The organism is Micromonospora solifontis (genome assembly GCF_003725545.1).
In the GTDB taxonomy this organism is placed as follows: Bacteria; Actinomycetota; Actinomycetes; order Mycobacteriales; family Micromonosporaceae; genus Micromonospora; species Micromonospora solifontis.
The window spans coordinates 1-26,595 of record NZ_RJLN01000023.1; the positions used below are offsets into that span (position 1 = coordinate 1).

At 73.0% G+C, this 26,595-nt stretch carries 21 protein-coding genes and 1 tRNA gene; 9 read left to right on the top strand and 13 right to left on the bottom strand.

Annotation, left to right across the window (positions count from 1 at the left end):
• Positions 1–589: 589 nt before the first annotated feature.
• Positions 590–1,381 carry a site-specific integrase gene (locus tag EFE23_RS10690; RefSeq protein WP_233600945.1) on the top strand — a complete coding sequence of 264 codons (792 nt, stop codon included), beginning with the start codon at positions 590–592 and terminating at the stop codon, positions 1,379–1,381.
• Between the two features lie 119 nt (positions 1,382–1,500).
• Here the strand turns inward: EFE23_RS10690 and EFE23_RS10695 are convergent.
• Positions 1,501–1,577, bottom strand: a tRNA-Thr gene (locus EFE23_RS10695).
• Between the two features lie 362 nt (positions 1,578–1,939).
• Between EFE23_RS10695 and EFE23_RS10700 the strand changes: the two genes are divergently transcribed.
• Positions 1,940–3,031, top strand: coding sequence for an ABC transporter ATP-binding protein (locus tag EFE23_RS10700; RefSeq protein ID WP_123240745.1), 1,092 nt, complete (start codon positions 1,940–1,942; stop codon positions 3,029–3,031).
• Between the two features lie 63 nt (positions 3,032–3,094).
• On the opposite strand, the gene rlmB is transcribed toward EFE23_RS10700, so the two are convergent.
• Together rlmB and cysS are read right to left on the bottom strand one after the other, a co-directional pair.
• On the bottom strand, positions 3,095–4,210 hold the full coding sequence (gene rlmB, locus EFE23_RS10705) for a 23S rRNA (guanosine(2251)-2'-O)-methyltransferase RlmB (RefSeq protein ID WP_123240746.1): 1,116 nt from the start codon (positions 4,208–4,210) through the stop codon (positions 3,095–3,097).
• Positions 4,210–5,625, bottom strand: a complete 1,416-nt coding sequence (gene cysS / locus EFE23_RS10710; RefSeq protein WP_123240747.1) for a cysteine--tRNA ligase — start codon at positions 5,623–5,625, stop codon at positions 4,210–4,212. Before cysS ends, rlmB begins: the two co-directional genes overlap by 1 nt.
• A 63-nt stretch (positions 5,626–5,688) precedes the next feature.
• Here cysS and EFE23_RS10715 point away from each other — a divergent pair, with 63 nt between their 5' ends.
• Both EFE23_RS10715 and EFE23_RS10720 read left to right on the top strand, forming a co-directional pair.
• Complete coding sequence (locus EFE23_RS10715; RefSeq protein ID WP_123240748.1) at positions 5,689–6,336, top strand: IclR family transcriptional regulator; 648 nt, start codon at positions 5,689–5,691, stop codon at positions 6,334–6,336.
• A gap of 193 nt (positions 6,337–6,529) precedes the next feature.
• Positions 6,530–7,510, top strand: a complete 981-nt coding sequence (locus tag EFE23_RS10720) for an endonuclease domain-containing protein (protein WP_123240805.1) — start codon at positions 6,530–6,532, stop codon at positions 7,508–7,510.
• A 122-nt stretch (positions 7,511–7,632) separates the two neighbouring features.
• On the opposite strand, the gene EFE23_RS10725 is transcribed toward EFE23_RS10720, so the two are convergent.
• The 3 genes from EFE23_RS10725 to EFE23_RS10735 all read right to left on the bottom strand — a co-directional run bounded on the left by EFE23_RS10725 (position 7,633) and on the right by EFE23_RS10735 (position 11,095).
• Positions 7,633–9,306, bottom strand: a complete 1,674-nt coding sequence (locus EFE23_RS10725) for a S8 family serine peptidase (RefSeq protein ID WP_199737006.1) — start codon at positions 9,304–9,306, stop codon at positions 7,633–7,635.
• 89 nt (positions 9,307–9,395) lie between these two features.
• On the bottom strand, positions 9,396–10,085 hold the full coding sequence (locus EFE23_RS10730; protein WP_123240750.1) for an HAD family hydrolase: 690 nt from the start codon (positions 10,083–10,085) through the stop codon (positions 9,396–9,398).
• A gap of 47 nt (positions 10,086–10,132) precedes the next feature.
• Complete coding sequence (locus EFE23_RS10735) at positions 10,133–11,095, bottom strand: EamA family transporter (protein ID WP_123240751.1); 963 nt, start codon at positions 11,093–11,095, stop codon at positions 10,133–10,135.
• An 86-nt stretch (positions 11,096–11,181) separates the two neighbouring features.
• Here EFE23_RS10735 and EFE23_RS10740 point away from each other — a divergent pair, with 86 nt between their 5' ends.
• Positions 11,182–11,724 carry a CGNR zinc finger domain-containing protein gene (locus EFE23_RS10740; protein ID WP_123240752.1) on the top strand — a complete coding sequence of 181 codons (543 nt, stop codon included), beginning with the start codon at positions 11,182–11,184 and terminating at the stop codon, positions 11,722–11,724.
• 233 nt (positions 11,725–11,957) lie between these two features.
• Here EFE23_RS10740 and EFE23_RS10745 read toward each other — a convergent pair whose 3' ends face one another.
• The 5 genes from EFE23_RS10745 to EFE23_RS10765 all read right to left on the bottom strand — a co-directional run bounded on the left by EFE23_RS10745 (position 11,958) and on the right by EFE23_RS10765 (position 20,390).
• The gene (locus EFE23_RS10745; RefSeq protein WP_199737007.1) at positions 11,958–13,367 is read right to left on the bottom strand and encodes a class II fumarate hydratase; all 1,410 of its coding nucleotides are present in this window, start codon (positions 13,365–13,367) and stop codon (positions 11,958–11,960) included.
• A 35-nt stretch (positions 13,368–13,402) separates the two neighbouring features.
• Entirely contained in the window at positions 13,403–16,390 is a 2,988-nt protein-coding gene (locus EFE23_RS10750) for an AfsR/SARP family transcriptional regulator (protein WP_123240754.1), read from the bottom strand.
• A 260-nt stretch (positions 16,391–16,650) separates the two neighbouring features.
• Entirely contained in the window at positions 16,651–18,318 is a 1,668-nt protein-coding gene (locus tag EFE23_RS10755; RefSeq protein ID WP_123240755.1) for a fumarate hydratase, read from the bottom strand.
• A gap of 87 nt (positions 18,319–18,405) precedes the next feature.
• Positions 18,406–19,776 carry an outer membrane protein assembly factor BamB family protein gene (locus EFE23_RS10760; protein WP_373683993.1) on the bottom strand — a complete coding sequence of 457 codons (1,371 nt, stop codon included), beginning with the start codon at positions 19,774–19,776 and terminating at the stop codon, positions 18,406–18,408.
• A 122-nt stretch (positions 19,777–19,898) separates the two neighbouring features.
• A complete protein-coding gene (locus EFE23_RS10765) occupies positions 19,899–20,390 on the bottom strand; it encodes an Lrp/AsnC family transcriptional regulator (RefSeq protein ID WP_123240757.1) in 492 nt (163 codons plus the stop codon).
• Between the two features lie 140 nt (positions 20,391–20,530).
• On the opposite strand from EFE23_RS10765, the gene hppD reads away from it, so the two are divergent.
• From hppD to hisC, 4 genes are all read left to right on the top strand, one after another.
• Positions 20,531–21,736 carry a 4-hydroxyphenylpyruvate dioxygenase gene (gene hppD / locus EFE23_RS10770; RefSeq protein WP_123240758.1) on the top strand — a complete coding sequence of 402 codons (1,206 nt, stop codon included), beginning with the start codon at positions 20,531–20,533 and terminating at the stop codon, positions 21,734–21,736.
• Positions 21,737–21,746: 10 nt separating this feature from the next.
• Positions 21,747–22,460 (top strand): RDD family protein, encoded by a 714-nt coding sequence (locus tag EFE23_RS10775; protein WP_233600944.1) that lies wholly within the window; start codon positions 21,747–21,749, stop codon positions 22,458–22,460.
• Positions 22,461–22,535: 75 nt separating this feature from the next.
• The gene (locus tag EFE23_RS10780) at positions 22,536–23,504 is read left to right on the top strand and encodes an RDD family protein (protein WP_123240759.1); all 969 of its coding nucleotides are present in this window, start codon (positions 22,536–22,538) and stop codon (positions 23,502–23,504) included.
• Positions 23,501–24,604 carry a histidinol-phosphate transaminase gene (gene hisC, locus EFE23_RS10785; protein ID WP_123240760.1) on the top strand — a complete coding sequence of 368 codons (1,104 nt, stop codon included), beginning with the start codon at positions 23,501–23,503 and terminating at the stop codon, positions 24,602–24,604. Before EFE23_RS10780 ends, hisC begins: the two co-directional genes overlap by 4 nt.
• 24 nt (positions 24,605–24,628) lie before the next feature.
• Here the strand turns inward: hisC and EFE23_RS10790 are convergent, their stop codons facing one another.
• The gene (locus tag EFE23_RS10790) at positions 24,629–25,882 is read right to left on the bottom strand and encodes an outer membrane protein assembly factor BamB family protein (protein ID WP_123240761.1); all 1,254 of its coding nucleotides are present in this window, start codon (positions 25,880–25,882) and stop codon (positions 24,629–24,631) included.
• A gap of 188 nt (positions 25,883–26,070) precedes the next feature.
• Entirely contained in the window at positions 26,071–26,553 is a 483-nt protein-coding gene (locus EFE23_RS10795) for an SRPBCC family protein (protein WP_123240762.1), read from the bottom strand.
• Positions 26,554–26,595 lie beyond the last annotated feature (42 nt).

Below are 26,595 nucleotides of genomic sequence, written 5' to 3' on the forward strand. Positions count from 1 at the left end.
ATGGGTGCCGGTGGAGTTCGAGGTGACGGTTCGGTCGGCCTCGGCGTGCGCGACGCCGGTCATGGTCGCTGAGACGGCGGCCAGCACGACGGCGGTGGCAGCGCCGATGAGCAGTCTGAACCGGCCGCGTCCGCGGCCACCTGGGCGGGCGGGAGCATCGTTCATGGGCGTCACCTACTCGTGAGACCTGGCGGACGAGCCAGGCGGTGATCGGGGTGGTGGTGCGACGGCGCTAACAGCCGTCGATGAGCATCGTGATTCAGCGTTCATCGCATGTCAACAATTCCCGGAACAACTCCGGAACAATCATCCCGACGATCTCCCTGGTTAGCACTGGATAGCCGGTCTCTCTGGAAGGGCCTATCCAGCGTGACGGGCAACGATCTCCGAAAGTTTTCGGAGCCGTACCGAATGATCTGCTGGCAGGGCACCGGCGCGCCGCTCCACTAGCTATCTGGGCCATTCGCACCGGTCCGGCCTGTTGGGCGAGTGCGGTCCGATCGTTGTCTCCGTACCCTGACCGCATGGGTCACCGCCTCCGGAAAGGCTCGCCCCCGCACCCGATCGAGCCTGGAAGCTCGCCGAGTACCTGCCCTACTGGCCGGCCGCCTATGTCACCGACCTCAAACCCACTACCGCACGGGGACACGAGAGCGCGGTACGTCTGCACTTGATCCCCGCACTCGGCACCAAGCGCCTCGATGGCTTGCAGGTACAGCACGTCAAGGCGTTCATGGACGACTTCCGGCGCAAGTGCCTCTGCTGCACCAACGGCCTCGACAAGATCCGCCCTGCTGACCGACGGTGCTGCTCCGTTGGCCGCTGCTGCCAGAGCTACCCCAGCGCGCGACAGATCCAGTTCGTGCATGCGGTGCTGCGCACCGCGCTCCAACACGCGATGCACGAGGAGCTGGTGTCCCGCAACGTCGCCAAGCTCGTCCGAGTTCCCTCGCCTCGCTACAAGGTCGGCAAGGGGCTATCAGTCGACCAGGTGCGCAAGATCCTCGCCGCCTCTGCTGGTCACCGGCTCCACGCGCTCTACGTCGTGGCCGCCACGATGGGCCTCCGGCGCGGTGAACTGGTCGGGCTCCGCTGGTCGGACGTCGACCTGGACGAAGGCACCCTGCGGGTCCAGCAGACCGTCCAGCGGGTGGCGGGACACCTCCACGTCCTGGACGCCAAGACCGAGGACTCCGAGGCGGTGTTGCCGCTGCCCGAGGTCACCTGGCTCGCTCTGCTTGAGCACCAGGAACGCCAGCAAGCCGAACGAGCCGCGCTCGCCGAGGTCTGGGAGGACCACGGCCTGGTCTTCCCTTCAGGCCGTCGCCCGGCACGCCGACGTCAAGGTCACGCTCAAGGTCTACGCCCACGCCAACCTTGATGCGATGCGTCAGGCGCTCGGCAAGCTCGACGGGCGGCTGTCGTGACCCCTGTTGCTGTCAGCGTTGCTGTCAACCCGGCGGCTCGGGACAGCGCCCGTCGCGAAATGCCTGATGAAATTGGAGCCCCCGGCCGGGATCGAACCGGCGACATCTCGCTTACAAGGCGAGTGCTCTGGCCAGCTGAGCTACAGGGGCGCGTGGTGCCGTGGTCAGCATAGCGACTGGTGCCCGGAAATCCCGTTCAGCAGGGCTCCCGAGCACGGAAAACGTCAATTTCCCGTCGCCGCCGCCGACGAATCGACGTCGACGGCGGTCGGAGTGGAGGGGATTGATGCCTCGCCGTGCTCGTGTGACCGGAATGCGTATGCCGTCCGTCCCATCCGCTGCGCCTCATCTTGGCAGGGTCGCGAAACCCGTTTACCGTGCAGTGACACGGACGACACTCCGGTCGGCCTCGGCTGCCCGGGTGACGCCCCGTTGGCCGGCGCCTTGGCGCCGGTCGCTCCTTCACTCGGATCGTCCGGCACGTTCCTGCCGGTGAAAGGAAGCGCTTCACCATGGCTACGGTCACCTACGCGAAGGCGTCCCGGATCTACCCGGGCACCGATCGCCCCGCGGTCAACAAGCTCGACCTCCAGATCGGCGACGGGGAGTTCCTCGTCCTGGTCGGCCCGTCGGGTTGCGGCAAGTCCACCAGCCTCCGGATGCTCGCCGGTCTCGAGGACGTCGACGACGGCGCCATCTACATCGACGACCGGGACGTCACCCACCTGCCGCCGAAGGCCCGCGACATCGCGATGGTCTTCCAGAACTACGCCCTGTACCCGCACATGACGGTGTACGAGAACATGGCGTTCGCGCTCAAGCTGCGCAAGACCTCGAAGTCGGAGATCGACCGGCGGGTCAAGGAGGCGGCCGCGCTGCTCCAGCTGGAGGACTTCCTCAACCGCAAGCCGAAGGCGCTCTCCGGCGGTCAGCGCCAGCGAGTCGCCATGGGCCGCGCGATCGTCCGCGAGCCGCAGGTCTTCCTGATGGACGAGCCGCTGTCGAACCTCGACGCCAAGCTCCGGGTGCAGACCCGTACGCAGATCGCCTCGCTCCAGGCCAAGCTCGGCGTCACCACGGTCTACGTCACCCACGACCAGGTCGAGGCCATGACCATGGGTCACCGGGTCGCGGTCATGCTCGACGGTGTGCTCCAGCAGGTGGACACCCCGCGGGCGCTGTACGACACCCCGGCCAACGTCTTCGTCGCCGGCTTCATGGGCTCCCCCGCCATGAACATCAAGACGGTGCCGCTGACCGCGCAGGGCGCCGAGTTCGCCGAGATGCACGTGCCGCTGACCCGCGAGCAGGTCGAGGCGGCCCGCGCCGAGGGCGGCGACGGCAAGGTGACCGTCGGCTTCCGTCCGGAGGACTGCGACCTGGTCAGCCCGAGCGAGGGCGGCATGCCGGTCGTGGTCGAGCTGGTCGAGGACCTGGGCTCCGACGCCAACGTCTACGGCCACGCCGCGCTCGGCGGCAGCTCCGAGCGCTTCGTCGTCCGCACCGACCGGCGCACCATGCCGAACATGGGCGACACCGTGTTCGTCAAGCCGCGCCAGGGCCGCAGCCACGTCTTCCACGCCACCACCGGCAACCGGATCTGACGTACGCAGGAAAAGGGGGCGGCCCGCCACGGCGGACCGCCCCCTTTCGTGTCTCCTGCGGGGTTACGCCTCGACGGAGCGGCGGCGGGCGACCTCGGCGAGGGTGACCGCGGCGGCGACGCTGGCGTTGAGCGACTCGACGTCGGAGATCATCGGGATGCTCACGGTCAGGTCGCAGGTCTCGCCGACCAGCCGGGACAGCCCGCGCCCCTCCGAGCCGACCACCACGACCAGCGGGCCGACCGCGGCCTCCAGGTCGTACAGGTCGGTCTCGCCGTCGGCGTCCAGGCCGACCACGACGAAGCCGGCGTCCTTGCACGCCTTCAGCGACCGGGTCAGGTTGGTGACCTGGGCTACCGGCACCCGCGCGGCCGCGCCGGCACTGGTCCGCCAGGCGGTCGCGGTGATCCCGGCGGCCCGCCGCTCCGGTACGAAGACGCCCTGCGCGCCGAACGCGGCGGCGGAGCGGATCACCGCACCGAGGTTGCGCGGGTCGGTGACCCCGTCCAGCGCGACCAGCAGCGGGGCGGCCTGCTCCAGCGAGGCCGCCACCAGGTCCTCGAACGGCTCGTACGCGAACGGCGGCACCTGGAGGCCGACACCCTGGTGCAGCACGCCGCCGGTCATCCGGTCCAGCTCGGCCCGGCTGACCTCCAGGATCGCGATGCCCCGGTCGGCGGCGGTCCGGACGATCTCCTTCACCCGGTCGTCGACGTCGATGCCCTGGGCGGTGTAGAGCGCGGTCGCCGGCACGTTGGCGCGCAGCGACTCGAGCACCGGGTTCCGGCCGACCAGCAGCTCCGGACTGTCCTTGGCCGGGGTGGACCTGCGCCCCGGGGCGACCCGGGGGCCGCTCCGGCCGCCGGCCTTGCCCTTGCCGCCCTTCAGCGGCACGCCGGCCCGGCTGCCCTTGCCCCAGGTGGTGTCCTTGGTGCCCGGCTGGCCGATCTTGGGGGCGCGCCCCTCCTCGGTCGCCGCGCGGCGCTCCTTCTCCTGCTTCCAGGCGGTGCGCTGGGGCAGCTTCTCGGTGCCCGAGTATGCCTTGTGCCACGGCCGCTCGTCGGCGGGCAGGGTGCGGCCCCGGCCGGCGAGGGAGTCCTTGTTCTTGCCACCGGAGCCCTTGGGGGCGCCCGCCTTCGGCGTCAGTCGCCGGCCACGGCGCTGCGAGTTGCCGGCCATCAGTCCTGCTCTCCAATAGTCCAACGGGGGCCCTGGGGGGTGTCCTCGACCACCACGCCGGCCTGCTTGAGCTGGTCGCGTACGGCGTCCGCGGCGGCCCAGTCCTTACGGCTGCGGGCCTGGGCGCGCTGCTCCAGGGCGAGCGCGATCAGGGAGTCCACCACGCCGCGCAGGTCGCCCGCGCGGCCGCCGCCGGTCCAGGCCGGGTCCAGGGGGTCGACGCCGAGGATATCCAGCATGCTGCGCACGGCGGCCAGCACCGTGCGGACGGTCACATCGTCGCCGCTCGTCAGCGCGTTGTTGCCGTCCCGCAGGAGGTCGTGCAGGACGGCCAGCGCGGCAGACGTGTTCAGGTCGTCGTCCATCGCCGCCGCGAAGCCGGCCGGCAGCACGCCGCGCTCGCCCGCGCCGACCCGCTCCGCGGCCCGCTGGACGAAACCCTCGATCCGCCGGTACGCGACCGCGGCCTCCCGCAGGGAGTCCTCCGAGTAGTCGATGCGGGACCGGTAGTGCGCGGCGGCGTAGTAGTAGCGCAGCTCCACCGGGCGCACCCCGAGGGACGCCACGTAGTCGAGGTCGAGGGTGTTGCCCAGCGACTTGCCCATCTTGGTGCCACCGATGCCGAGCAGGCCGTGGTGCACCCAGTAGCGGGCGAACGGCAGATCCGCGGCCTGGGACTGGGCGAGCTCGTTCTCGTGGTGCGGGAAGGTCAGGTCGAGCCCACCGCCGTGGATGTCGAACTCGGCGCCCAGGTAGCGCCAGCACATGGCGGAGCATTCGATGTGCCAACCGGGACGGCCCCGGCCCCAGGGCGACGGCCAGTAGGCGTCCGCCGGCTCGTCCGGCTTGGCGCCCTTCCAGAGCGCGAAGTCGCGCGGGTCGCGCTTGCCCCGCTCCGGGGCGTCGCCGGCGGGCTGCATGTCTTCCGGCGACTGGCCCGACAGCGACCCGTACGCCGGCCAGGAGGCCACGTCGAAGTAGACGTCGCCGGAGCCGTCGGTGGCCGGGTACGCGTGGCCGGTCTCGATCAGTCGCGCGATGAGCTGGTGCATCTCCGGAATGTGCCCGGTGGCGCGCGGCTCGTAGGTCGGCGGCAGCACGTTGAGCGCCCGGTACGACGCGGCCAGGATCTGCTCGTTGGCGTACGCGATCGACCAGAACGGTCGATCCTGCTCCGTCGCCTTGACCAGGATCTTGTCGTCGATGTCGGTCACGTTGCGGATGAAGGTGACCTCGAAACCGGACGCGGTCAGCCAGCGGCGCAGCACGTCGTAGTTGACGCCGGAGCGAAGGTGACCGATGTGCGGCGGGGCCTGGAGGGTGAGACCACACAGGTAGACCCCCACCTTGCCGGCTTCCCGCGGGACGAAGTCCCGCACCGATCGGGTGGCGGTGTCATACAGGCGTAGCGTCACCGTACAAGGGTAGCCGTCCGCGCATTTCCGGGTTGCCGGGAGCCGGGTCGTACGCTGCGTGCTGTGGACACCGCGGCGCGCGTACCGGAGACGGCCCAGACCCTGGACCGGGGCCTCCGACTGCTGCACCTGGTCGCGGACGCGCCCGGTGGGCTGACCGTCACCGAGGCGGCCAACCGGCTGGGCGTCGGCCGGGCGGCGGTCTACCGGCTGGTCGGCGCGCTGACCGGGCACGGCATGCTGCGCCGGGACGGCGAGGGCCGGCTGCGCCTGGGCGCCGGGGTGCTGCACCTGGCCCGCCGGGCCCAGCCGCTGCTGGCCGAGGGGGCGCTGCCGGCGCTGCGCCGGCTGGCCGAGCAGGCCGGCGCGACGGCTCACCTGACGGTGGTGGAGGGCGGGGAGGGCGTGGCCCTCGCGGTGGTGGAGCCGAGCTGGACGTCGTTCCACGTGGCGTACCGGACGGGCTCCCGGCACCCGCTGGAGCGGGGCGCGGCGGGCCGGGCCATCCTCGCCGGGCGGGCGGGCGCCAACGGGCCGGTGAGCACCACCGGCGAGCTGCAGTCCGGGGCGTACGGGGTGGCCGCCCCGGTGCTGGGCGTGCCCGGCTTGGAGGCGAGCGTCGGCGTGGTCTCCCTGACGCCGCTCGACGTCACCGAGATCGGCCGGCAGGTCTCCGCCGCCGCCGCGGCCATCGCCGCCGCCCTGTCCTGATCGGGCGGACTTGATCCACTCGGCATGCGGCAAATCGGGCTGTCCTTCGCCGGAGATACCGCTACCTGCCGCAAGCCGAGGTGGCCACCCGCCCGGCTAGCAGATTGAGGCGGCGGTTGGGGGCGGTCCACAGGGCCTCGCGTCGTCCACAGGGGGACACCGGGTCGTGCCCTCGACCGGCACGCTCGCCGGCATGCCTCCAGTCGCTCACCGACCCGACGCTCTCGCCTGGCAGGTCTTCCGCGGATCCGAGGCGGTCGGCGCCGGTTTCCTCACCGAGCACCAACTGCGCGGGTCCGCCTGGGTCCGGCTCCGTCACGACGTCTACGCCGACGCCCGGCTTGACCGCGATCACGGCCTGGCCTGCCGGGCAGTGTCGCTGCAGATGCCGCTCGGAACGCGGATCGCGGGCCCGTCCGCGGCGTACCTGCACGGCGTCGAGCACGCCGCCAGCTTCACGGACGACGTGCACGTCCTCGCCCCGATCGCCACGGGTCTGCGCAGCCAGCGAGGGCTTCGCGTGCACACCTCCCGGCCGCAACCCGGTCACGTCGGACCGCCGGTTGATCAGGCGTCCTGGCCGCCCGGCGTCCCGGTCGAAGAGGCGAGGCGAACAGCTACTGCCGGTACCCCCGTGCGGTCCGATCCCACGACGGCGGCCTGGGAGACCGCCGCCTGGCTGGAGCCCTTGCGAGCGGTCGGCATCGTCGACACTCTGCTGGCCCGGGGCCTGACCACGCGGACGGCGCTCGCCGAGATCGCCTCCCGCGCTGCCGGCCGGGCCGGCGGGAGGCGCGCACAGTGGGTCTTCGGCCTCGCCGATCCCGCGGCCCAGTCTCCACCGGAATCCCACCTGCGGGTCCGTCTGATCCTGGCCGGCCTACCCCGGCCGGTCGCCCAGCACCCGGTCCGGCTGCCCTCGGGCCTGGTCCTGCACCCTGATCTGGCCTGGCCTGCGTTCCGGGTGGCCGTGGAGTACGACGGCCTGTGGCACGCCGACGCCGACCAACTGCACCGCGATCGGCAGCGACTCAACCAGTTGGTCGGTGCCGGCTGGCTGGTGCTGCACGTGACCAGCCGGCGGATGGACCGGGACTTCTCCGCAGTGGTCCGGGAGGTTCGCGCGGCGCTGATCTCACGCGGCTGGCGACGTCAACCCGGCGGAGCGAGGTGATATCCATCGGCATGCGGCAACACGCGCTCTCACCGGCCCATGTCACCCCGACGTGCCGCAATGCGCCGCGTGAAAGGGCCCGGGCGACGCGGGTCGCCCGGGCCCCCCACGGAGCCGTGCCGTTACCGGTGCAGCGGCGTCTTCACGGCGGCGTACGCGTCGACGATGCCGTACCCGTAGAAGCCGTTGAAGTTGCGGTCGCCCTCGCAGAGCGCGTCGAACTCGGCCGGGCGGCCCTCGTTCGTGTAGGTCTGCAGCCGCGGCTCGGGGCAGGCGTGCTCCTCCGCCGTCCGGTACAGGTGCCGCTCGACCAGATCCGGCGACAGGCCGAAGCCCGTGCGGCCCTGCTTCTTGCCGAACCGGCTGACGATCAGGGCCGCCACGCCGGCGGCGTGCGGGGACGCCATCGAGGTGCCCTGGAGGTAGGTGTAGTAGCCGCACCGGCCGTCGGTGGTGCACTCCTTGAAGACGAAGGACTCGGCGCCGGGGACGATGTCACCGTTCTCGTCGACCGTGCCCTCCTCCTGCAGCACCTTCCTCGGGTACGTGGAGAGGATCATGTTGGCGTCGGCGCGGTAGGAGTCGGTGCCGTAGCCGTCCCGGTACCAGCCACCCGGCGCGGCGACCGAGATCTGCTCGGTGCCGTAGTTGGAGAAGTCCGCCTTCTTGCCGGACGGGCCGAGCGCCGAGACCCCGATCACGTGCGGGCCTTCGGTGGGCAGGTCCCAGCAGCTGCTGTTGTCGATCGGCCGCGGGTAGGCGGGCGCGCCGTAGTCCGGGCTGGACGTGTCGGTGCGCGGCTTGCCCAGGTCCTCGTGGTTGTTGCCGAGCGCGGCGACCAGGGTGACGCCCTTGCGGTGGGCGTAGGTGAGCGCCCGCTTCATGCTCTCGATGATCGTGCGCTGCTCGGCCTGCGCCGCCGGCGAGTCGGCCGGGTTGGCGGTGCAGTTGTAGAGCCACGGGTCGACGTAGAAGGACATGTTCACCACGTCCAGCCCGGCGTCGGCCGCGTAGACCAGGGCGTTGACCACCGGGTTGAGGAAGAAGTAGCCGCTGTCCTGGCCACCCTTCAGCTCGACCAGGGAGACCTTCGGGGCGACCCCGGAGAGGCCGAAGCCGTTGGCGGCGGCGCCGATGGTGCCGGCCACGTGGGTGCCGTGGCCGCCGTCGTCGGTGCCGACCGGGTCCAGGCAGCTGGCCACCTCGCAGGGGCCGTCGACATCCGCCAGGTCGGGGGCGAAGTTGCGGGACAGCGCCCAGTTGAAGTTGGGCGCGAGGTCGGGCTGGCTGGCGTCGACGCCGGTGTCCAGGACGCCGACGGTGACCCGGCGGTCGCCGGGCTCGATCCTGCGGGCCTGGTCGGCGTGGATCATCTCCAGGCCCCAGAGCTTGTCGTCCAGCGGGTCCATCTTCTTGGCGTGCCCGTTGGCCACGCCCTTGCTGCGGGCGGGGGCGGTCAGGTGCTCCTGCTCGACCGGGTCCACCTTCGGCTGCCGGCCGATGGCCTTCTGCTCGGCCGCGCCGACCAGGGCATTCGAGGCGGTGGCCCGGCTGGCGAAGTCGGCCCGGTCGGTGGTCACCTGGAAGAGGCCCACCGCTTCGGTGCGGGTGACGACGTTGCCGCCCGCCGCGGTGATCGCGGCGATCGCGGCCTCCGTGGAGACGCCGTCCTCGGCGAGCACGGTGAAGGTCCGGGTGCTGGTCGGCGCGGCGGTCGCCGGGACGCCCAGGCCGGTCACCGTGAGGGCCAGCGAGGCCGCTGCCGCGACCGCACCGACGGTGAAGCGTTTGCTCACCACATCAGATCCTCTCGTTGAGGGACGTGGCAGTCATCCCACAACATGGGAGCGGATTTCGCCAGATGACCGTCCGGAATAGACCGCAATCAGGCATTCGCCGGTGTGAGTGCATCCAGCGCGGCGGGCAGTTCGGCCAGGGTGGCCACCTCGGCGTCGGGGAGCAGGCCGGACGGGCGGGGCAGCCGGTGCCGGTTCAGCCAGATCGCCCGCAGGCCGGCCCGCTGCGCCGCCGTCACGTCGTGCTCCGGCGAGTCCCCCACGTGGACGATCCGCCCGGCGGGCAGGCCGGCCGCGGCGACCACGGCGGCGTAGAACACGGGCGCCGGCTTCTTCGGCAGGCCGTTCTCGTGCGCGTACAACTCGAACGTGAACTGCCCGGCGAGGCCGCAGCGTTCCGCCCGGCTGTTGCCGTTGGTGGCGAAGCCGAGCAGGTGATCCGGGCGCAGCGCGGCGAGCGCCGGCGCCGCGTCCGGGAACGGCCTGCTCAGCTCGTACCGGCGGGCGAAGAAGAGCGCCGTGAGCTCGTCCAGGTGCCCGTCGAGCCCGGCCCGGGCCAGCGACCGGGCCAGCGCGGCGCGCCGGATCTCCTGCACCGGCGCGGCGCTCAGCGCGCCGAACACCGCACCCCAGTCCGCCTCCAGGTCCGCGAGCGACACCCCGGCCGCCGCCGGGGTCCGGCGCCGCATCTCCTTGAGTACGCAGGCCAGCGCGCCGGTGACGGCCGGGCGCAGGTCGATCAGGGTCTCGTCGGCGTCGAAGACGACAGCGGTCCGCATGCGGCCAAGCTTGTCAGTCCCGCCGGCCCGCCGCGGTCCCGTGACGCTCAGCGTTCGGCGGCCAGGACCGGCTCGGTCGCGGCGGACGCGGACGCCTCGGGCGCCGCGCGCAGCTCGTCCAGCCGGACCAGGGCGACCCCGGCCACGATCAGCCCGCCGCCGAGCAGTTGGACGCCGGTCGGCAGCTCACCCAGCACCAGCCAGGCGATCAGCACCGCGAACATCACCTCGGTCAGCCCGACGAAGGAGGACAGCCGCGCCCCGAGGATCCGGGCCCCGGCCACCCCGGTCAGGTACGCGACCACCGCGGCGATCAGCGACAGCCCGGCGATCGGCACCAGCCAGCTCATCCGGTGCCCGGAGAAGGTGACGTCGGCGGTGCCGGCATGCAGCGGGAGCACCCCGACCACTCCGAGCACGAGCAGCACGAGCGCGCCGACGGCCATGCCGCCGCTCGCCATCACCACGGACGGCAGCTCGGCGTCGACCCGGCCGGCGATGACGAAGTAACCGGCCAGCCCCACCCCGGCGCCGAGCCCCCAGAGCACACCGACCGGGTCGAGCCGGCCCGCCCCGGTCAGGTCGAGCACACCGACCAGCCCGGCGAGCGCGGCGAGCGACCCGACCACGGTGAGCAGCCGGGGGCGCTGCCCGTGGACCAGCCACATCCAGCCGACCACCAGCACGATGCCGAGGTACTCCAGCAGCAGCGCGACGCCGACCGGCAGGTAGCGGACCGCGTTGAAGAAACATGCCTGGGCCAGGGCGACACCGAGCAGCCCGAAGACGACGACGGTGCCGGCGTTGCGGCGGAGCACCGGCCACCGCCCCCGCAGCACCATCAGGGCGGGCACGGCGAGCACCAGCGCGGCGATACCGACCCGGGCCAGCACCACCGCCTCGGCGGACCACTCGCCGGTGATCAGCGGACGGGCGAAGGTGCCCGAGGTGGCGAAGGTGAGCGCGGAGAGCAGGGCGAGGCCGAGACCGACGCCGGACCGTTCACGCATCGACACTCCTTGGTCCAGGGCGACCCGTCACGAGTCAAACGAGGTTATGCTGATGACGCTAGGCCGGCACCCTGACAGGAGTCAAGTTGCTTTTCGCTCATGACACCGAGTGCGGTCTGACCGCCACCGCGGCGCTGGTCAACACCGCCGGCCCGGACCGGGAAGGGCTGCCCGACGTGGCCGCCCTCGACGAGTTCTTCACCGCACACGCGTGGACCGGCCGGCACGAGCACACCGAGGCCGAGCTGCGCCAGGTCCGCGCCCTGCGGCCCCGGCTGCGCCGGCTGTGGCACGCCGACACCGACGAGGTGGTGGCCATCGTCAACGGCCTGCTCCGCGAGTCACACGCGCTGCCGCAGCTCATCCGGCACGACGACGAGCCGTACCACCTGCACGCCGTGCCCCGGGACGCGCCGCTGGCCACCCGGATGGCGGTCGAGGCGGCCATGGCGATGGCCGACCTGGTCCGGATCGACGAGCTGAGCCGGCTCCGGATCTGCGACCACCCGGACTGCGACAACGTCCTGGTCGACCTGTCGAAGAACCGGTCCCGCCGGTTCTGCGACGCCGGCTGCGGCAACCGCGCCGCGGTCACCGCCTACCGCGCCCGCCGCGCCGCCCAGGCCTGACCCGGCCCCCACCGCCGCCAGGTCGGCGAGGTGGCGGCATCCCGGGCGCGGAAACACCGCCGGCTCGGCGACCTGGCGGCGCTCTTCGCCCGCTTCCTGGCCCGGGTGCCGCGCCGTGGCCACCCCACCGAGGGCTGATCCCCTCGGGATGCGGCAGGCCGGGCCGTCGCGGGCACCGGCGACCGCGGATTGCCGCAGGCCGAGTCGATCAGGAGCGCCGGCTCAGGGGGCCGTCAGGGGTGGGTCATGCGGAGCAGGTCGAGGGCCTCGTCGAGCTGGTCCTCGCTGAGCTTGCCGGAGGCCACGTGGCCCCGGGAGATCACCACCTCGCGGATGGAGACCTGCTTGGCCAGCGCCTCCTTGGCGATCGAGGCGGCCTCGTCGTACCCGAGGTGGCGGTTGAGCGGCGTGACGATCGACGGCGACCCCTCCGCGTACGCCAGGCAGACCTCGGCATCCGCGACCAGGCCGGCCACCAGGCGGTCGGCGAAGAGCCGGCTCGACGCGGCCAGCAGCTTGATCGACTCCAGCAGGTTGCGGCCCATGACGGGGAGCATCACGTTCAGCTCGAAGTCGCCCTGGGTGCCGGCGAAGGCCACTGCGGCGTCGTTGCCGATCACCTGGGCGCAGACCTGCCGCATCGCCTCCGCGACCACCGGGTTCACCTTGCCCGGCATGATCGACGAACCGGGCTGGAGATCCGGGATACGCAGCTCCCGCAGGCCGGCACGCGGACCGGAGCCCATCCACCGGATGTCGTTGGCCATCTTGTAGAGGCCGACCGCGATGGTGCGGAGCTGGCCGGAGGTCTCCACCAGCGCGTCCCGGGCGCCCTGCGCCTCGAAGTGGTCGCGGGCCTCGGTCAACGGCAGGCCGGTCGAGTCCCGCAGCTTCTCGATCACCTTCGCGGCGAAGCCGAGCGGGGTGTTGATGCCGGTGCCCACCGCCGTGCCGCCCAGCGGCAGCTCGGCCAGCCGGGGCAGCACCGCTTCCAGCCGCTCGACGCCGTAGCGGACCTGGGCGGCGTACCCGCCGAACTCCTGGCCGAGGGTGACCGGGGTGGCGTCCATCAGGTGGGTACGCCCGGCCTTGACCACGGTGGAGAACTCCTCGGCCTTCTCCCCCAGCGCCCCGGCCAGGTGCTTCAGCGAGGGGATCAGGTCCTCCACCACGAACTGCGTGGCGGCCAGGTGGATCGAGGACGGGAAGACGTCGTTGCTGGACTGCGAGGCGTTGACGTCGTCGTTCGGGTGCACGCCACGGCCCAGCTCGCGGCTGGCCAGGGTGGCGATCACCTCGTTGGTGTTCATGTTCGACGAGGTGCCGGAGCCGGTCTGGAACACGTCGACCGGGAACTGGTCGTCGTACCCGCCGTCGGCCACGTGCGCGGCGGCGGTGGCGATGGCCTCGGCGACGTCCGCCCCGATCACCCCCAGCTCGGCGTTGACCTGGGCCGCCGCCCCCTTGATCTGCGCCAGGGCCTTGATCTGGGCCGGTTCGATGCCCCGCCCGGAGATCGGAAAGTTCTGCACGGCGCGCTGGGTCTGCGCCCGCCACAGCGCCTCGGCGGGCACCTCCACCTCGCCCATCGAGTCGCGTTCGATCCGGTAGCCGGTCGCCTCTGGAGTCGTCACGCATACCATCCTGCCGCGCGCGGCGGATGCTCGCAGATGATCGCTCAGCCCAGCGCGGCCAGCAGCTCCTCGGTCGCTCGCTGGTCCGGGGACTCGACCTGGCGGAACAGGGTCAGGGCCCGGCTGGCGTACGCCCGGGCCTGGCGCGGGTCGCTGCCCTGCAGGCAGCGGGCCATGCCCTCGAGCGCCCGGGCCTGCTCGTAGCGCAGCCCGAGCCGGGTGGCGTCCTGGAGCACCCGGCGGTGCAGGTCCAAGGCGCTGGGCACGTCCCCCTGGTCGAGCAGCGCCCGCGCCAGCAGGTTCCGCGAGGCGCACTGCCCGATCCGGTCCCCGGCGTCGGTCATCGCGCTGAGCGCCGCCCGGTGCAGGGCCGCCGCGTGCTCCAGCCGGCCGTCCTCACGCTCCATCGCCGCGATCTCGTTCAGCACCTCGCCCTCGCCGAACCGGTTGCCCGAGCTGCGCTTCTGTTGCAGCGCCACCCGCAGCAGGCGGCGGGCCGGCTCGCGGTGGCCCATCCGGTGGCGGATCATCCCGAGGTGGCCGATGGCGTTCGCGACGTGTCTCAGATCGCGGTGCTCGCGGGCGAGAGCGAGGTGGCGCCGGGCCGCCCGCAGGGCTTCCTCGTACCGCCCGAGGGCGATCAGGACGATCGCCAGGTTGTTGAACAGGTTCGACAGCACCGGGGTGTCGTCGGGGTACCGGCCCAGCCGTAACGAGGTGTGGACGCTTTCCTCGGCGTGGCGGTACTCGTCGTCACCGATGTGGACGGCGGTCAGGTTGCAGAGCGTCAGCAGTGTCTCCCGGCGGAGGCCGAGCCGCCGGTACCGGTCGACGACGGTGCCCATCAGGCGGCTCGCCTCGGCGAAACGCCCGAGGCGGTAGTGCGCCGAGGCGAGGTAGTTCATGGTGACGGTGGCCGCCATGTCATCGCCGAGCGCCTCCGCCGCCCGCAGGGCGATGGCGTGTGTCTCGCTCAGCTCCCCGAGATGCCCGCCATCAAAGTTCGACCACCAGGTCGCCCGGGCGAGCTGCCAGCAGTGCCGGAGGAAGCCCTCGGCCTCGGCCAGCCGGACCAGGGCGGCCAGCGCCGCGCGATTCTCGTCGAACCAGGCACGGCCCTCCGGCTCGGTGGCCGCGACCAGGTCGGGACGCGGCGGCACCGGCAGGCGGAACAGGCTCTGGCTGCTGGAAACCGGCTCGATGATCCGGGCGATCGTCGCCGCCACGTACAGGTGATGGTCGAGCAGTCGCTCGACGGCGCTCCGCCGCTCACCGGCCCGACCGGGTTCGTCGGCGAGTCGTCGGGCGTACTCGCGCAGCAGGTCGTGCAGCCGGTAGCGGCCCGGCTCGGACTCCTCCACCAGGTTCGCGTCGACCAACTCGTCCAGCAGGTCCTGCGTCTCGGGCAGGGACACCTCGGCCAACGCCGCGCCCACCCGGTTGTCGAACCGCGCCCCGGGATGCAGGCCGAGCAGCCGGAACAGCCGCCGCGCCGGTGCCGACACCTGGGCGTACGACAGCGCGAAGGCCTGGCCGACCGAGCGCTCCCCGGCCGCCAGTTCGGCCAGCGGATCCCGCCCGGTGGCCAGCCGCTCGGCCAGGTCGGCGATCCGCCAGCGTGGACGGTGGGCCAGCCGGGCGCCGGCCAGGCGGATCGCCAACGGCAGGTGGCCGCAGCGGCGGACCACCTCGGCGGCGGCCTCCGGCTCGACGGCCACCCGGTCCGGGCCGGCGATCCGGCCGAGCAGTTCGATCGCCTCGTCGGAATCCAGCACCGGCAGCGAGGACGGCCGGCCGTCGTCGAGCCCGACCAGGCGACGGCGACTGGTGATCAGGACGAGGTTGTCCGCCCCGCTCGGCAGCAGGGGCATCACCTGCGCGGCGTCGGCCGCGTTGTCCAGCACCACGAGGGCGCGCCGGGTGGCCAGCTCGGTACGCCACACCACCAGCCGGTCGTCCAGGTCGAGCGGGATCCGCTCCGCCGGTACGCCGAGCTGTCGCAGCAGGGTGGCCACCGCCGCCGCCGGCGTGAGCGGTTCCCGCTCGCTGTGCCCGTGCAGGTCGATGAAGAGCTGGGCGTCCGGGAAACGGTCGGCGAGAGCGGTCGCCACGTGCACGGCGAGGGTGGTCTTGCCGCTGCCCGCCATCCCGTCGATGACATGAACCCGGGTCGCGTCCTCCTCGATCTCCTTCACCAGCCGCGCCACCGTCTGCTGCCGGCCGGTGAAGTCGCTGATCGCCCGGGGCAGGGACCGGACCGGTACGACGGGCGGGGACCGCTCCGGGTCGGTGGCCGCCGTATCGCCCGCCAGGATGCGCTGGTGCAGCTCCTGCAACGCCGCGACCGGCTCGATGCCCAGCTCCTCGGCGTAGATCCGGCGCCCCTCGCGGTAGACGGCGAGCGCGTCCGCCTGCCGGCCGACCGAGGAGAGGGCGAGCATGAGCTGACCGCGCAGCCGCTCCCGCAGCGGGTTCCGCTCCACGCCCTCGGTCAGCTCGACGATGATGTCGGCGGCCTGCCCCAACCGCAGCTCGACGTCGACGCATTCCTCGAGCGCGGCGAGCCGCCGTTCGTCGAGCGCCTGCGCCCGGCGGCGTACGCTCCGGCTGGTGATCCCGCTCAGCGCGGCCCCGCGCCAGAGCGCGAGCGCGGCGCGATAGTGCCGGCGCGCCTCGGCGGGCTGCCCGGCGGCGACGGCGGCCCGTCCGGTGTCGACCTCGCGGACGAAGACCTCGGAATCCAGGTCGTCCGGTTCGATCCGGATGCCGTAGCCGACGGGGTCCCGGACGATGATCTCCGGGGGCAGTCCGAGCACGGCGAGCCGCTGTCGCAGGCGGGACACGCAGATCTGGAGCTGCGTCCGGGCGGTGGCGGGCGGGCGTTCCTCCCAGACCGCGTCGATCAACTCCTCGACGGGCACCACCCGACCGGCGCGCAGCAGCAGCATCGCGAGCACGGTCCGGTCCCGGCCGGCGGTGACGGTGGCTTCGCCACCGCCTACCCGCAGGGATCCCAGGATCCTGAACCGCATCTGTGCCCCCGCACGCCTTTTATGCAACTTGCAGCAGCGTAGCGCCCTGGTGACGGATCACCTCATCGAGGCGATAGCGATCTGATAGCGGATCGACAGCGCTGACGCGGATAGTCGTCTCGGATTGTCGGTGACGGCATCCGACGGGGGCGGTGCGCCCGCCCCGGCAACTCCGCGGGCGGGCGCACCGATGTCGATGAAGCGGCACAGTGAAGGCGCCGGGTGGGATCCCACCCGGCGCCCTTCGCGTACGCGGGACGTCAGCGCCGGCCGACGGTGAGCACCGGCTTGGTGACCTCGGCGAAGAAGTCATTGCCCTTGTCGTCCACCACGATGAACGCCGGGAAGTCCTCCACCTCGATCTTCCAGACCGCCTCCATGCCCAGCTCGGGGTATTCGAGCACCTCGACGTGCTTGATGCAGTCCTGGGCGAGCCGCGCCGCCGGGCCGCCGATCGAGCCGAGGTAGAAGCCGCCGTGCTGCTGGCAGGAGCGGGTGACCTGGGCGGAGCGGTTGCCCTTGGCCAGCATCACCATCGAGCCGCCGGCCGCCTGGAACTTCTCCACGTACGCGTCCATCCGGCCGGCGGTGGTGGGGCCGAATGAGCCGGAGGCGTAGCCCTCGGGGGTCTTGGCCGGACCGGCGTAGTAGACGGCGTGGTCGCGGAGGTACTGCGGCATCGGCTCGCCCGCGTCCAGCCGCTCGGCGATCTTGGCGTGCGCGATGTCCCGGGCCACCACGAGCGGGCCGGTCAGCGAGAGCCGGGTCTTCACCGGGTACTTGGACAGTTCGGCGCGGATCTCGTCCATCGGCCGGTTGAGGTCGACCCGGACCACCTCGGCGCCGTCCAGGTGGGCGTCGGTGACGTCGGGCAGGTAGCGCGCCGGGTCGGTCTCCAGGCGCTCCAGCCAGACGCCCGACGGGGTGATCTTGGCAACGGCCTGCCGGTCGGCGGAGCAGGAGACGGCGATGGCCACCGGGCAGGAGGCGCCGTGCCGGGGCAGCCGGACCACCCGTACGTCGTGGCAGAAGTAGCGGCCGCCGAACTGCGCGCCGATGCCGAAGTTGCGGGTCAGTTCCAGCACCTGGGCCTCCAGCTCCAGGTCCCGGAAGCCGTGCGCGCTCATCGAGCCCTGCGTCGGGAGCGCGTCGAGGTACTTGGCGGAGGCGTACTTGGCGGTCTTCAGCGCGTACTCGGCGGAGGTGCCGCCGATGACGATGGCCAGGTGGTACGGCGGGCAGGCCGCGGTGCCGATCAGCCGCAGCTTCTCCTCCAGGAACTGCATCATCCGCGTCGGGTTCAGCAGCGCCTTGGTCTCCTGGTAGAGGTACGACTTGTTGGCCGAGCCACCGCCCTTGGCCATGAAGAGGAACTTGTACGCGTCGGCGTGCCCGTCGGGGTCCTCGGCGTAGAGCTCGACCTGGGCGGGCAGGTTGCTGCCGGTGTTCCGCTCCTCCCACATGGTCAGCGGGGCGAGCTGGGAGTAGCGCAGGTTCAGCCGGGTGTACGCCTGGTAGACACCGCGTGAGATGGCCTCGGCGTCGGTGCCGTCGGTGAGCACGTGCCGGCCGCGCTTGCCCATCACGATCGCGGTGCCGGTGTCCTGGCACATCGGCAGCACGCCGCCCGCGGCGATGTTGGCGTTGCGCAGCAGGTCCAGCGCGACGAAGCGGTCGTTCGGCGAGGCCGCCGGGTCGTCGATGATCGACCGGAGCTGGGCCAGGTGCGCCGGTCGCAGGAAGTGGGCGATGTCGTGCATCGCCTCGGCGGTCAGCGCGGTCAGCGCGGAGGGCTCCACGGTGAGGAACCGACGGCCACCGGGGCCGTTGACGACGTCGACGCCCTCGTCGGTGACCAGGCGGTACTCGGTCTGGTCGGGACCGGTCGGCAGCAAGGGGGCGTACGAGAACGCGGCGGCACTGCTCATGACGGAAAAGCCTAGGGCAGACGCGTCGATCGGTGGCACCCCCGGGGGCGTCCTGGGACGCCGCTCTCACCCGCCCGGCGAGTCAGCTCAGCAGAGTTCCTTCTTCGGCCCGCAGCTGCCCTGGTCAGAGGGGGGCTGGTAGGTCCCGTCCGGGTTCGGCCCGGGAACGGCGCCCTGGTCCGGCGGGGGCGGCACCGCGGCGGCGGCGCCCCAGCGGACGTACCCGATCTCCCGGCCCTCGCCGATGATCATGCCGTTCGGGCCGACCGCCAGGGCGTTCGCCGAGGTCCGCAGCACCACCAGCTCCCGACCGGTACGCGGGTCGACGGCGATCAGCCGGGACGGCTTCTCCTCGGCGATCACCGCCGCGTACGGGGTGAGCGCCGCCCCGCTCTTCCCGCCGGCCGGCCGGGTCCACCGGGTGTGGTCGACGGACAGTTCCCGGCCGAGGATCGACCGCTTGTCGGCGCTGCGCACCAGCGCGTACCGGTCGTCGACCGCGAGCAGCTTCTCGCCGTCCGCGCCGACGAGGAGCAGCCGGCCGTCGTACCCGTCGAGCACCGCCTCGCGGCCGTCCGGGGCCACCCCGAGGAGCACGTTCCGGGCGCCCTGCGGGTCCTCCCGTTGCACGCAGCCGGCGTAGTCGGCGGTCCGCAGGTTCACCCCGGTCCGCCGCCACGCCTCCCGGCCGGTGGCCGGGTCGACGCCGGAGATGCTGAAGTAGCAGCTCCCGTCCCGCGAGGTGGCGGTGATCCGGAGCAGCCGGCCGCCGATCACGGCCAGCCGCTCCTCCCGGCCGGGCTGGACGTTCTGCAGCACCCGGCCGGTGGCGGTGTCCACCACGTGCACCCGCCCGTCCACCGGGAAGCCGAGCAGCGGCGGCACGTCCTCCGGCCCGGCCGCGCCGCCGTCGATGCGCGGCGCGCCCAGCCGGCGGGTGCCGAGCAGTTCCGGGTTGTCGGCGAGCAGCCCGCTGTGCACGCCGGGCAGGAAGGCGGTCCAGAGCGGCCGGGTCCCGCGCGGCTCCCAGGCGCTCAGCGTGCAGTCGGTGGCCTCGGCGCAGCGCGCGTCGAGCAGCAGGTTCCGGTACGTCCAGACGGCCACCGCCTGGTCGTCGCGGCGGCGCACCACGCCGGTGGCCGGGTCGAGCAGCTCGTACCCCTTGACCAGGAGCTTGCCCACGGCGACGACCGGGTCCCGGTCGCCGCCCGCGACCGCCGCCCAGTCCGCCTTGCGCTCCCAGAGCTGGGCGCCGGTGGCCAGGCTGCGCGCCTCGACCCGGGTGCGCTGCTCGACGATCACGGCGTCGCCGGCGATGGTGACGCTCTTCGGGGTGCCGCCGACCCGCTGCTGCCAGACCACGTCCGGCTGGGAGATCGGCTCGCTCCGGTCGACCCAGTCCCACATCGTCGGGAACGGGTTCCACACCCCGGTCGCGGCGAGCACGACCACGGTGATGAGCCCCAGCAGCAACCAGCCACGTACGCCAAGGCCCTTCACACCGCACACGGTAGCGACGATCACCGCCGCGCCGACCCCCCGAACGGCCGTGTCGCGCCGCTTTCTCGGCCGGCCTCGTGCTATGCGCCGCGGGCGGCCGAGCGGACCAGCGGAAGGGTGCGGTAGGGGATCTGCTCGGCCAGCGCGATGATCGTGGAGGCGCGGCGGATGCCCTCCGACGAGACGATCTGGTCGATCACCCGCTGGAGGTCGGTGTTCGACCGGGCCACGATGCGGCAGAGCAGGTCGCTGGAGCCGGTGATGGTGTGCGCCTCCAGCACCTCGGGGATCGCCGCCAGGTGGGCGGTCACCGGGTCGTGACCGTGCCGCTGGCTGATCTCCAGGGTGACGAAGCTGGTCACCCCGAAGCCGATCGCCGCCGGGGAGATGTCCGGGCCGAACCCGCCGATCACGCCCCGGTCGACCAGCTTGTCGAGGCGGGCCTGGACGGTCCCCCGGGCCACCCCGAGCCGGCGGGAGCACTCCAGCACCCCGATCCGCGGCTCCTCCGCCAGCAACGTGAGCAGTCGTGCATCCAGCTCATCGAGCTGTACATCCTGACCAGTACTCATGGGTTATCACCGTACCGAATGCACAACCTGACCAGGAATATCGCCAACTGTTGCCCAACTCCCCGCGGCCCGGCGATCCTCGCCGGATAAGCAGACCCACGGCGGCCCACGAGGCCGGCCGGTACGCGAGGGAGGCCACCATGACCCAGGCGATCGACCGACCCCAGTCGACCGAGGAGGTCGACGCCGACGCCCTCATCGGCGCCGTCGACCACGACATCAGCCGGGACCCGTTCCCGGTCAAGGGCCTCGACCACGTGCACTTCCTGGTCGGCAACGCCAAGCAGGCGGCCCACTACTACTCCACCGCGTTCGGCATGACCTGCGTGGCGTACCGGGGCCCGGAGCAGGGCTACCGGGACCACGCCCAGTACGTGCTGACCAGCGGCTCCGCCCGGTTCGTGCTGACCGGCGCGGTCCGCCCGGACGCCGAGGGCGCCGAGCACGTGGCCCGGCACAGCGACGGCGTCTCGGACATCGCGCTGGAGGTGCCGGACGTGGACGCCGCGTACGCGCACGCCACCGCGCAGGGCGCGACCGGTCTGGTCGAGCCGCACGACGTCAGCGACGAGCACGGCACCGTCCGGATGGCCGCCATCGCCACGTACGGCGACACCCGGCACACCCTGGTCGACCGGTCCCGCTACTCCGGCCCGTTCCTGCCCGGCTTCGTGGCCCGCGGCCCGATCGTGGACCGGCAGCCGATGATCGACGCCGGCATCCAGCCGAAGCGCTTCTTCCAGGCGGTCGACCACGTGGTCGGCAACGTGGAGCTGGGCCGGATGGACGAGTGGGTCGAGTTCTACAAGCGGGTCATGGGCTTCACCAACATGGCCGAGTTCATCGGCGACGACATCGCCACCGACTACTCCGCGCTGATGAGCAAGGTGGTCGCGAACGGCACCCGCAAGGTGAAGTTCCCGCTCAACGAGCCGGCCATCGCCCGCAAGAAGTCGCAGATCGACGAGTACCTGGAGTTCTACCAGGGCCCCGGCGCCCAGCACATCGCCGTCGCCACCAACGACATCCTGGCCAGCGTCGACGCCATGCGCGCGGCCGGCGTCGAGTTCCTGGACACCCCGGACTCGTACTACGAGGACCCGGAGCTGCGCGCCCGGATCGGCCAGGTGCGGGTGCCGATCGAGGAGCTGCAGTCCCGCAAGATCCTGGTCGACCGGGACGAGGACGGCTACCTGCTGCAGATCTTCACCAAGCCGGTGCAGGACCGCCCGACCGTCTTCTTCGAGCTGATCGAGCGGCACGGCTCCCTCGGCTTCGGCAAGGGCAACTTCAAGGCCCTGTTCGAGGCCATCGAGCGGGAGCAGGAGCGGCGCGGCAACCTGTAACACTGTCCGCGTGACCCTGCCTCCCCCGAGCACCCCGCCGCCGCCCGCCGGGCCCCCGCCCGCGGGCGGCGGCTTCGCACCGCCGTCCGGGCCGCACCCGCCCGCGCAGCACACCCCGCCGACGTACGCCGGCCTGCCGGGCTACCCGCCGCCACCCCCGGGGTACGCCCCACCCGCCGGGTCGGCGCCGCCGGCCCTGGCCCCGGACGGCCGACCCCTGGCCGGTTTCGGCGAGCGGCTGGTGGCCTGGCTGATCGACACCCTGATCGCCAGCGCGGTGACGATGGTGCTCTTCGCGCCGGTCCTGGTCTGGCTGGTCGTCCGGATGATCGACCAGATGCCGGCACCCGGCCCGGACGGGACCGTGACCGGACCCGACCCGTCGGCGCTGTTCACCGACTTCTTCCTGCCGGTGCTCGTCGCCGAACTGGGGATCTTCGCGGTCCTGCTGGTCTTCTACTGGCTCTACCACGTCGAGTACGCCCGCCGGACCGGCCAGACCCTGGGCAAGAAGGTGATGAAGCTGCGGATCGTCCCGCTCGAGCCGGGCGCCACCCTGACCCGGGGGGTGCTGGGCAAGCGGTACCTGGTCGAGTTCGTCGCCGGCTCGCTGGTGCCGTTCCTCAGCTACGTCGACGGGTTCTGGCAGCTGTGGGACAAGCCCTGGCAGCAGTGCCTGCACGACAAGGCCGCCGGCACCGTCGTCGTTAAGGTTGCACCGTGAGCGCGAGGAGTGAGCCGGGTCTGCGAGCCCCGCAGTCGCGAACTGAGGTGGCATCGTGAGCAGAGAGGCACGGTCGTGAGCGTGCGGCCCGGCTGGTACGTCGACCCCGCCGACCCCGAGACCCGGCGGTACTGGGACGGGGAGGGGTGGGTCGGCGCGCCCATCCCGGTCGACGCCACTCCGCCCGAGGGCCCGCCGCCGGCCGAGCCGGCCCCGGTCGCCGCGCCGGCGCCCGGCGTTCCCGCGGCGCACCCGGGGCAGCCGGGTCCCGCACCGCAGCCAGGTCACCCCGGCGTCGGTCCGTACCCCGGGCAGCCGGCTCAGTGGCCGGGTCAGCCGACCGGCCCGGGGCACTGGCCGGGGCAGCCGACCGGTGCCGGGGCGCCCTCCGGGCCGCCGCCGGGTTGGCCGTACCCGACCTGGCCGGGGCGCCCGCCCCTGCCGCAGCCGCACGGACTGCCGCTCGCCACGTACGGGGCCCGGCTGGTCGCCCGCCTGATCGACTTCGGCGTGGTCTTCCTGCTCAACGTCGCCGTGAACGGCTGGTTCGTCTGGCGGTACGTCGAGGAGGTCGCGCCCTACCTGCGGGAATCCTTCCGTCGGGCGCTGGCCGGCAACGGCTCCACCGAGGGGCTCCCCCAGCCCGGGGACCAGGCCGGCGGCCTCCAGATCGTCATCCTGCTGATCGCCACCGCGCTCTGGTTCGCGTACGAGGTGCCCTCGATGGCGGCCCGCGGGCAGACCTTCGGCAAGCGGGTCGTGGGCGTCCGGGCGGTGCCGGTCGAGGCGGATCAGCCGCTCGGCTTCGGCCGGGCCACCCGGCGCTGGACCACCCTCGGGCTGCCCACCATGCTCTGGTACTGCTGCGGCTTCGGGCTGCTGCTCCAGTTCGTCGACGCGGTTTCCCTGCTCTTCGACCAGCCGCTGCGCCAGGCGCTGCACGACAAGCGTGCGCAGACCGTGGTGGTCCAACTGCCCCGCGTCAGACCCGACACCCGTACCACCGCGCGCGACCGCGCCAACCCCCCGGGAGACACCCCATGACCGACACCGGACGTCACCAGCCTCCGCTGCGGCTGACCCGCGCCGACCTGGACGCGCTGCCCAACTACGTGCCCGGACGCAGCCCGGCCGACCTGGCCCGCGAGCTGGGCCTGCCCGAGGCGATCAAGCTGGCCAGCAACGAGGTGCCCTACGGCCCGCTGCCGGGTGTGGTGGAGGCGGTCACCGAGGCGGTCGCCGGGTCGCACCGCTACCCGGACATGGGCGTGGTGGCACTGCGGCAGGCCCTCGCCGAGCGGTACGGCGTCGACCCCGACCGGATCGCCACCGGCTGCGGGTCGGTGGCGCTGGCCGAGCACCTGGTGCGGGCCACCTGCCTGCCCGGCGACGAACTGCTCTACTCGTGGCGGTCCTTCGAGGCGTACCCGATCATCGCGGCGACCAGCGGCGCGACCAGCGTGCGGGTGCCGAACGACGCCGGCCACGGGCACGACCTGGCCTCGATGGCGGCGGCGGTGACCGACCGGACCCGGATGATCCTGGTCTGCAACCCGAACAACCCCACCGGCACCGCCGTCCGGAAGGCGGAGCTGGACCGTTTCCTCGACGCGGTGCCAGACGACGTCCTGGTGGTGATCGACGAGGCGTACCGGGAGTTCGTCACCGACCCGGAGGTGCCGGACGCCCTCAGCTACCTGGACCGGCCGAATGTGGCGGTGCTGCGCACGCTGTCCAAGGCGTGGGGGCTGGCCGGCCTGCGGATCGGCTGGCTGGTCGCCGAGCCGACGGTGGCGGCCGCGGTGCGCAAGGTCGTCACCCCCTTCTCCACCAGCATGGCCGCCCAGGCCGGCGCGCTCGCCGCGCTCGCCCAGGCCGACGAGGTCGGACGCCGGTGCGCGCTGGTCGTCGCCGAGCGGGACCGGGTCACCGAGGCGCTGCGCAAGTTCGTCCCGGACGTGCCGTCCAGCCAGGCCAACTTCGTCTGGCTGCCGCTCGGCGAGCGGGCCGTGGACTTCGGCAAGGCGTGCGAGGCGCGCGGCGTCATCGTCCGGCCGTTCGCCGGCGACGGGGTCCGGGTCACCATCGGCACGCCGGCCGAGAACGACGCCTTCCTGGCCGCCGCCGAGGCCGCGCTCGCCTGAGCCGTTGCGGCTGCTCGCCGCGGCTCAGGTCGCGGCGAGCAGCACCGGCTCGGCCACCAGGAAGTACGCCTGGTCGTCGTCGTCGGGGACGGCCCGCTCGCGGGCCCGCTCCACCGCGACGTAGCCGCCCGCCGCGTACGCCCGGCCGGGCTGCCAGCCGATCCCGTCGCGGCCGATGTCCAGCGCGAACCGGGACCGCTCCGCGCCGGTGACCGGGTCGAGGGTGATCAGGTCCCGCCGCTCGGTCAACAGGTGGATCCGGCCCGGCTCGACCGCGATGATCCGGACCGGCCCGAGGTCGGCCCGCCGCCACAGCTCCTCGCCGGTGCGGGCGGACCGGCCGGTCACCACCCCGGCCGAGGTGCCGACGACCCGCTCGCCGTCGAGCTGGGTGTCCGCGCCGTCGAGGGCCGGCGCGGCCACCGGCGCACCGGAGCCGACCAGCCAGCCCCGACCGCTGCCGTCGCCGCGACCGGAGATGCGCAGGCCCCGGCAGCCCGAGCGCGCCTGCCGGCAGCCGACCGGGGTCAGCACGAACTCCTCCGGGGCGTCCGGCGGCCGCCAGCGAATGCGGACCGCGCCGGTGGCGGCGTCCCGGAACTCGACCGCCTCCGGCCCGGCGCAGGCGTCCAACCCGAGCACCTCACCGGCGGCGGTGGTGCCCGCCGCGCCGAGGCAGCCCCGTTCCCGGTCGACCCGCCAGAGCCGGCGGCCGTCGGCCAGGTCGTACCCGTCGAGCCGGCCGACACCGGCCGCGACCAGCACGGTCCGGCCGGCGGCGATCCGGGCGACGTGCAGCCCGGCCGGGTTCCACACCGTCGCCGCGTAGGTGCGGCGCGGCTCCGGCAGCTCGCCGGGTTCCGGCCCGTCGGCCCGCCAGGCCACCCGGCCGGTACGCGCGTCCAGCGCCACCAGTTCCCCGTCCGACCAGCGGCTGACCACGGTGGTGCCCTCGGCGAGCACCCCGTCGAGCTTCGCCGGCCAGCGCCGGTACGACCAGAACGGGGTCACCCGGTACCGCCGGTCGACCGGCTGGTCGGCGTACACCTGGCGGGGGCCGGCGTAGACCCGGAGCCGGCCGTCCACGATCAGCGGGGCCGCCGGCAGCCGGCCGATCACCCCGGGCTCCGGGTCCGGGGCGGCCGGGTAGGCGCCCCGGGCGACCGTGCTCACCTCGGCCGGCGCGAGGACCCGGTGGACCACGACGGCCGCCGCCCCGACGGCGAGCACCGCCGCGAGCGCCACCACGATCCGCCGCCGCCCCAGGGGCAACCCCATCCCACACCTCCGCCCGGCACCCTATCGACCGGCAACGCCACGCCGCAGCGCGGCGTCAGACGCGCCGGCGTGGCGTTGCCGGAGGCGGGCGCTCGGGCCGCAGCGCGGCGTCAGACGCGCCGGCGTGGCGTCCCCGGCGGCGGGCGTTCCGGCCGCAGCGCGGCGTCCCCGGAGGCGGGCGGTCCGGCTCAGGCGGCCTCGGCGGTGGGGGCGGGCGTGACCGCGGCGGCCAGGTCGGCGAGGTCGCGCCGGAGGGCACCCTCGACCGCCCGGGCGGCCAGGCCGCCGAGGATCAGCGCCAGCACCCGGCCGTACGGGGCGGTCGGCGCGGCCTCCTGCTCGACGGTGACCTCGGTGCAGCCGCGCCGGCGGCGTTCGACGGTCCGCAGCCGCCAGGTGATCCGGTAGTCCGCTCCGGCGCCCCGCGAGCTGAGCACCAGTCGCGTCGGGGCGGCCGCCTCGACCACCACGAACTCCTCCGGCTCGGCGGCGCCGTCCGGCCGGACCCGGGTCTCGCACCAGGCCGTGCCGGGGCCGAAGGGACCGGGGGTGAGCACGTCGACCGCGCCGACGGCGGAGAGCCAGCCGGCCCGTGCGGGGAGGTCGGTGAGGAGCCGCCACACGTCGACGTCCTGCGCTTCGATGAATGCGGAAACCGTCACCGTCGACATGGCACCTCCCGTGTCGTCCACGGTACGGGGCGTGAACGGGAA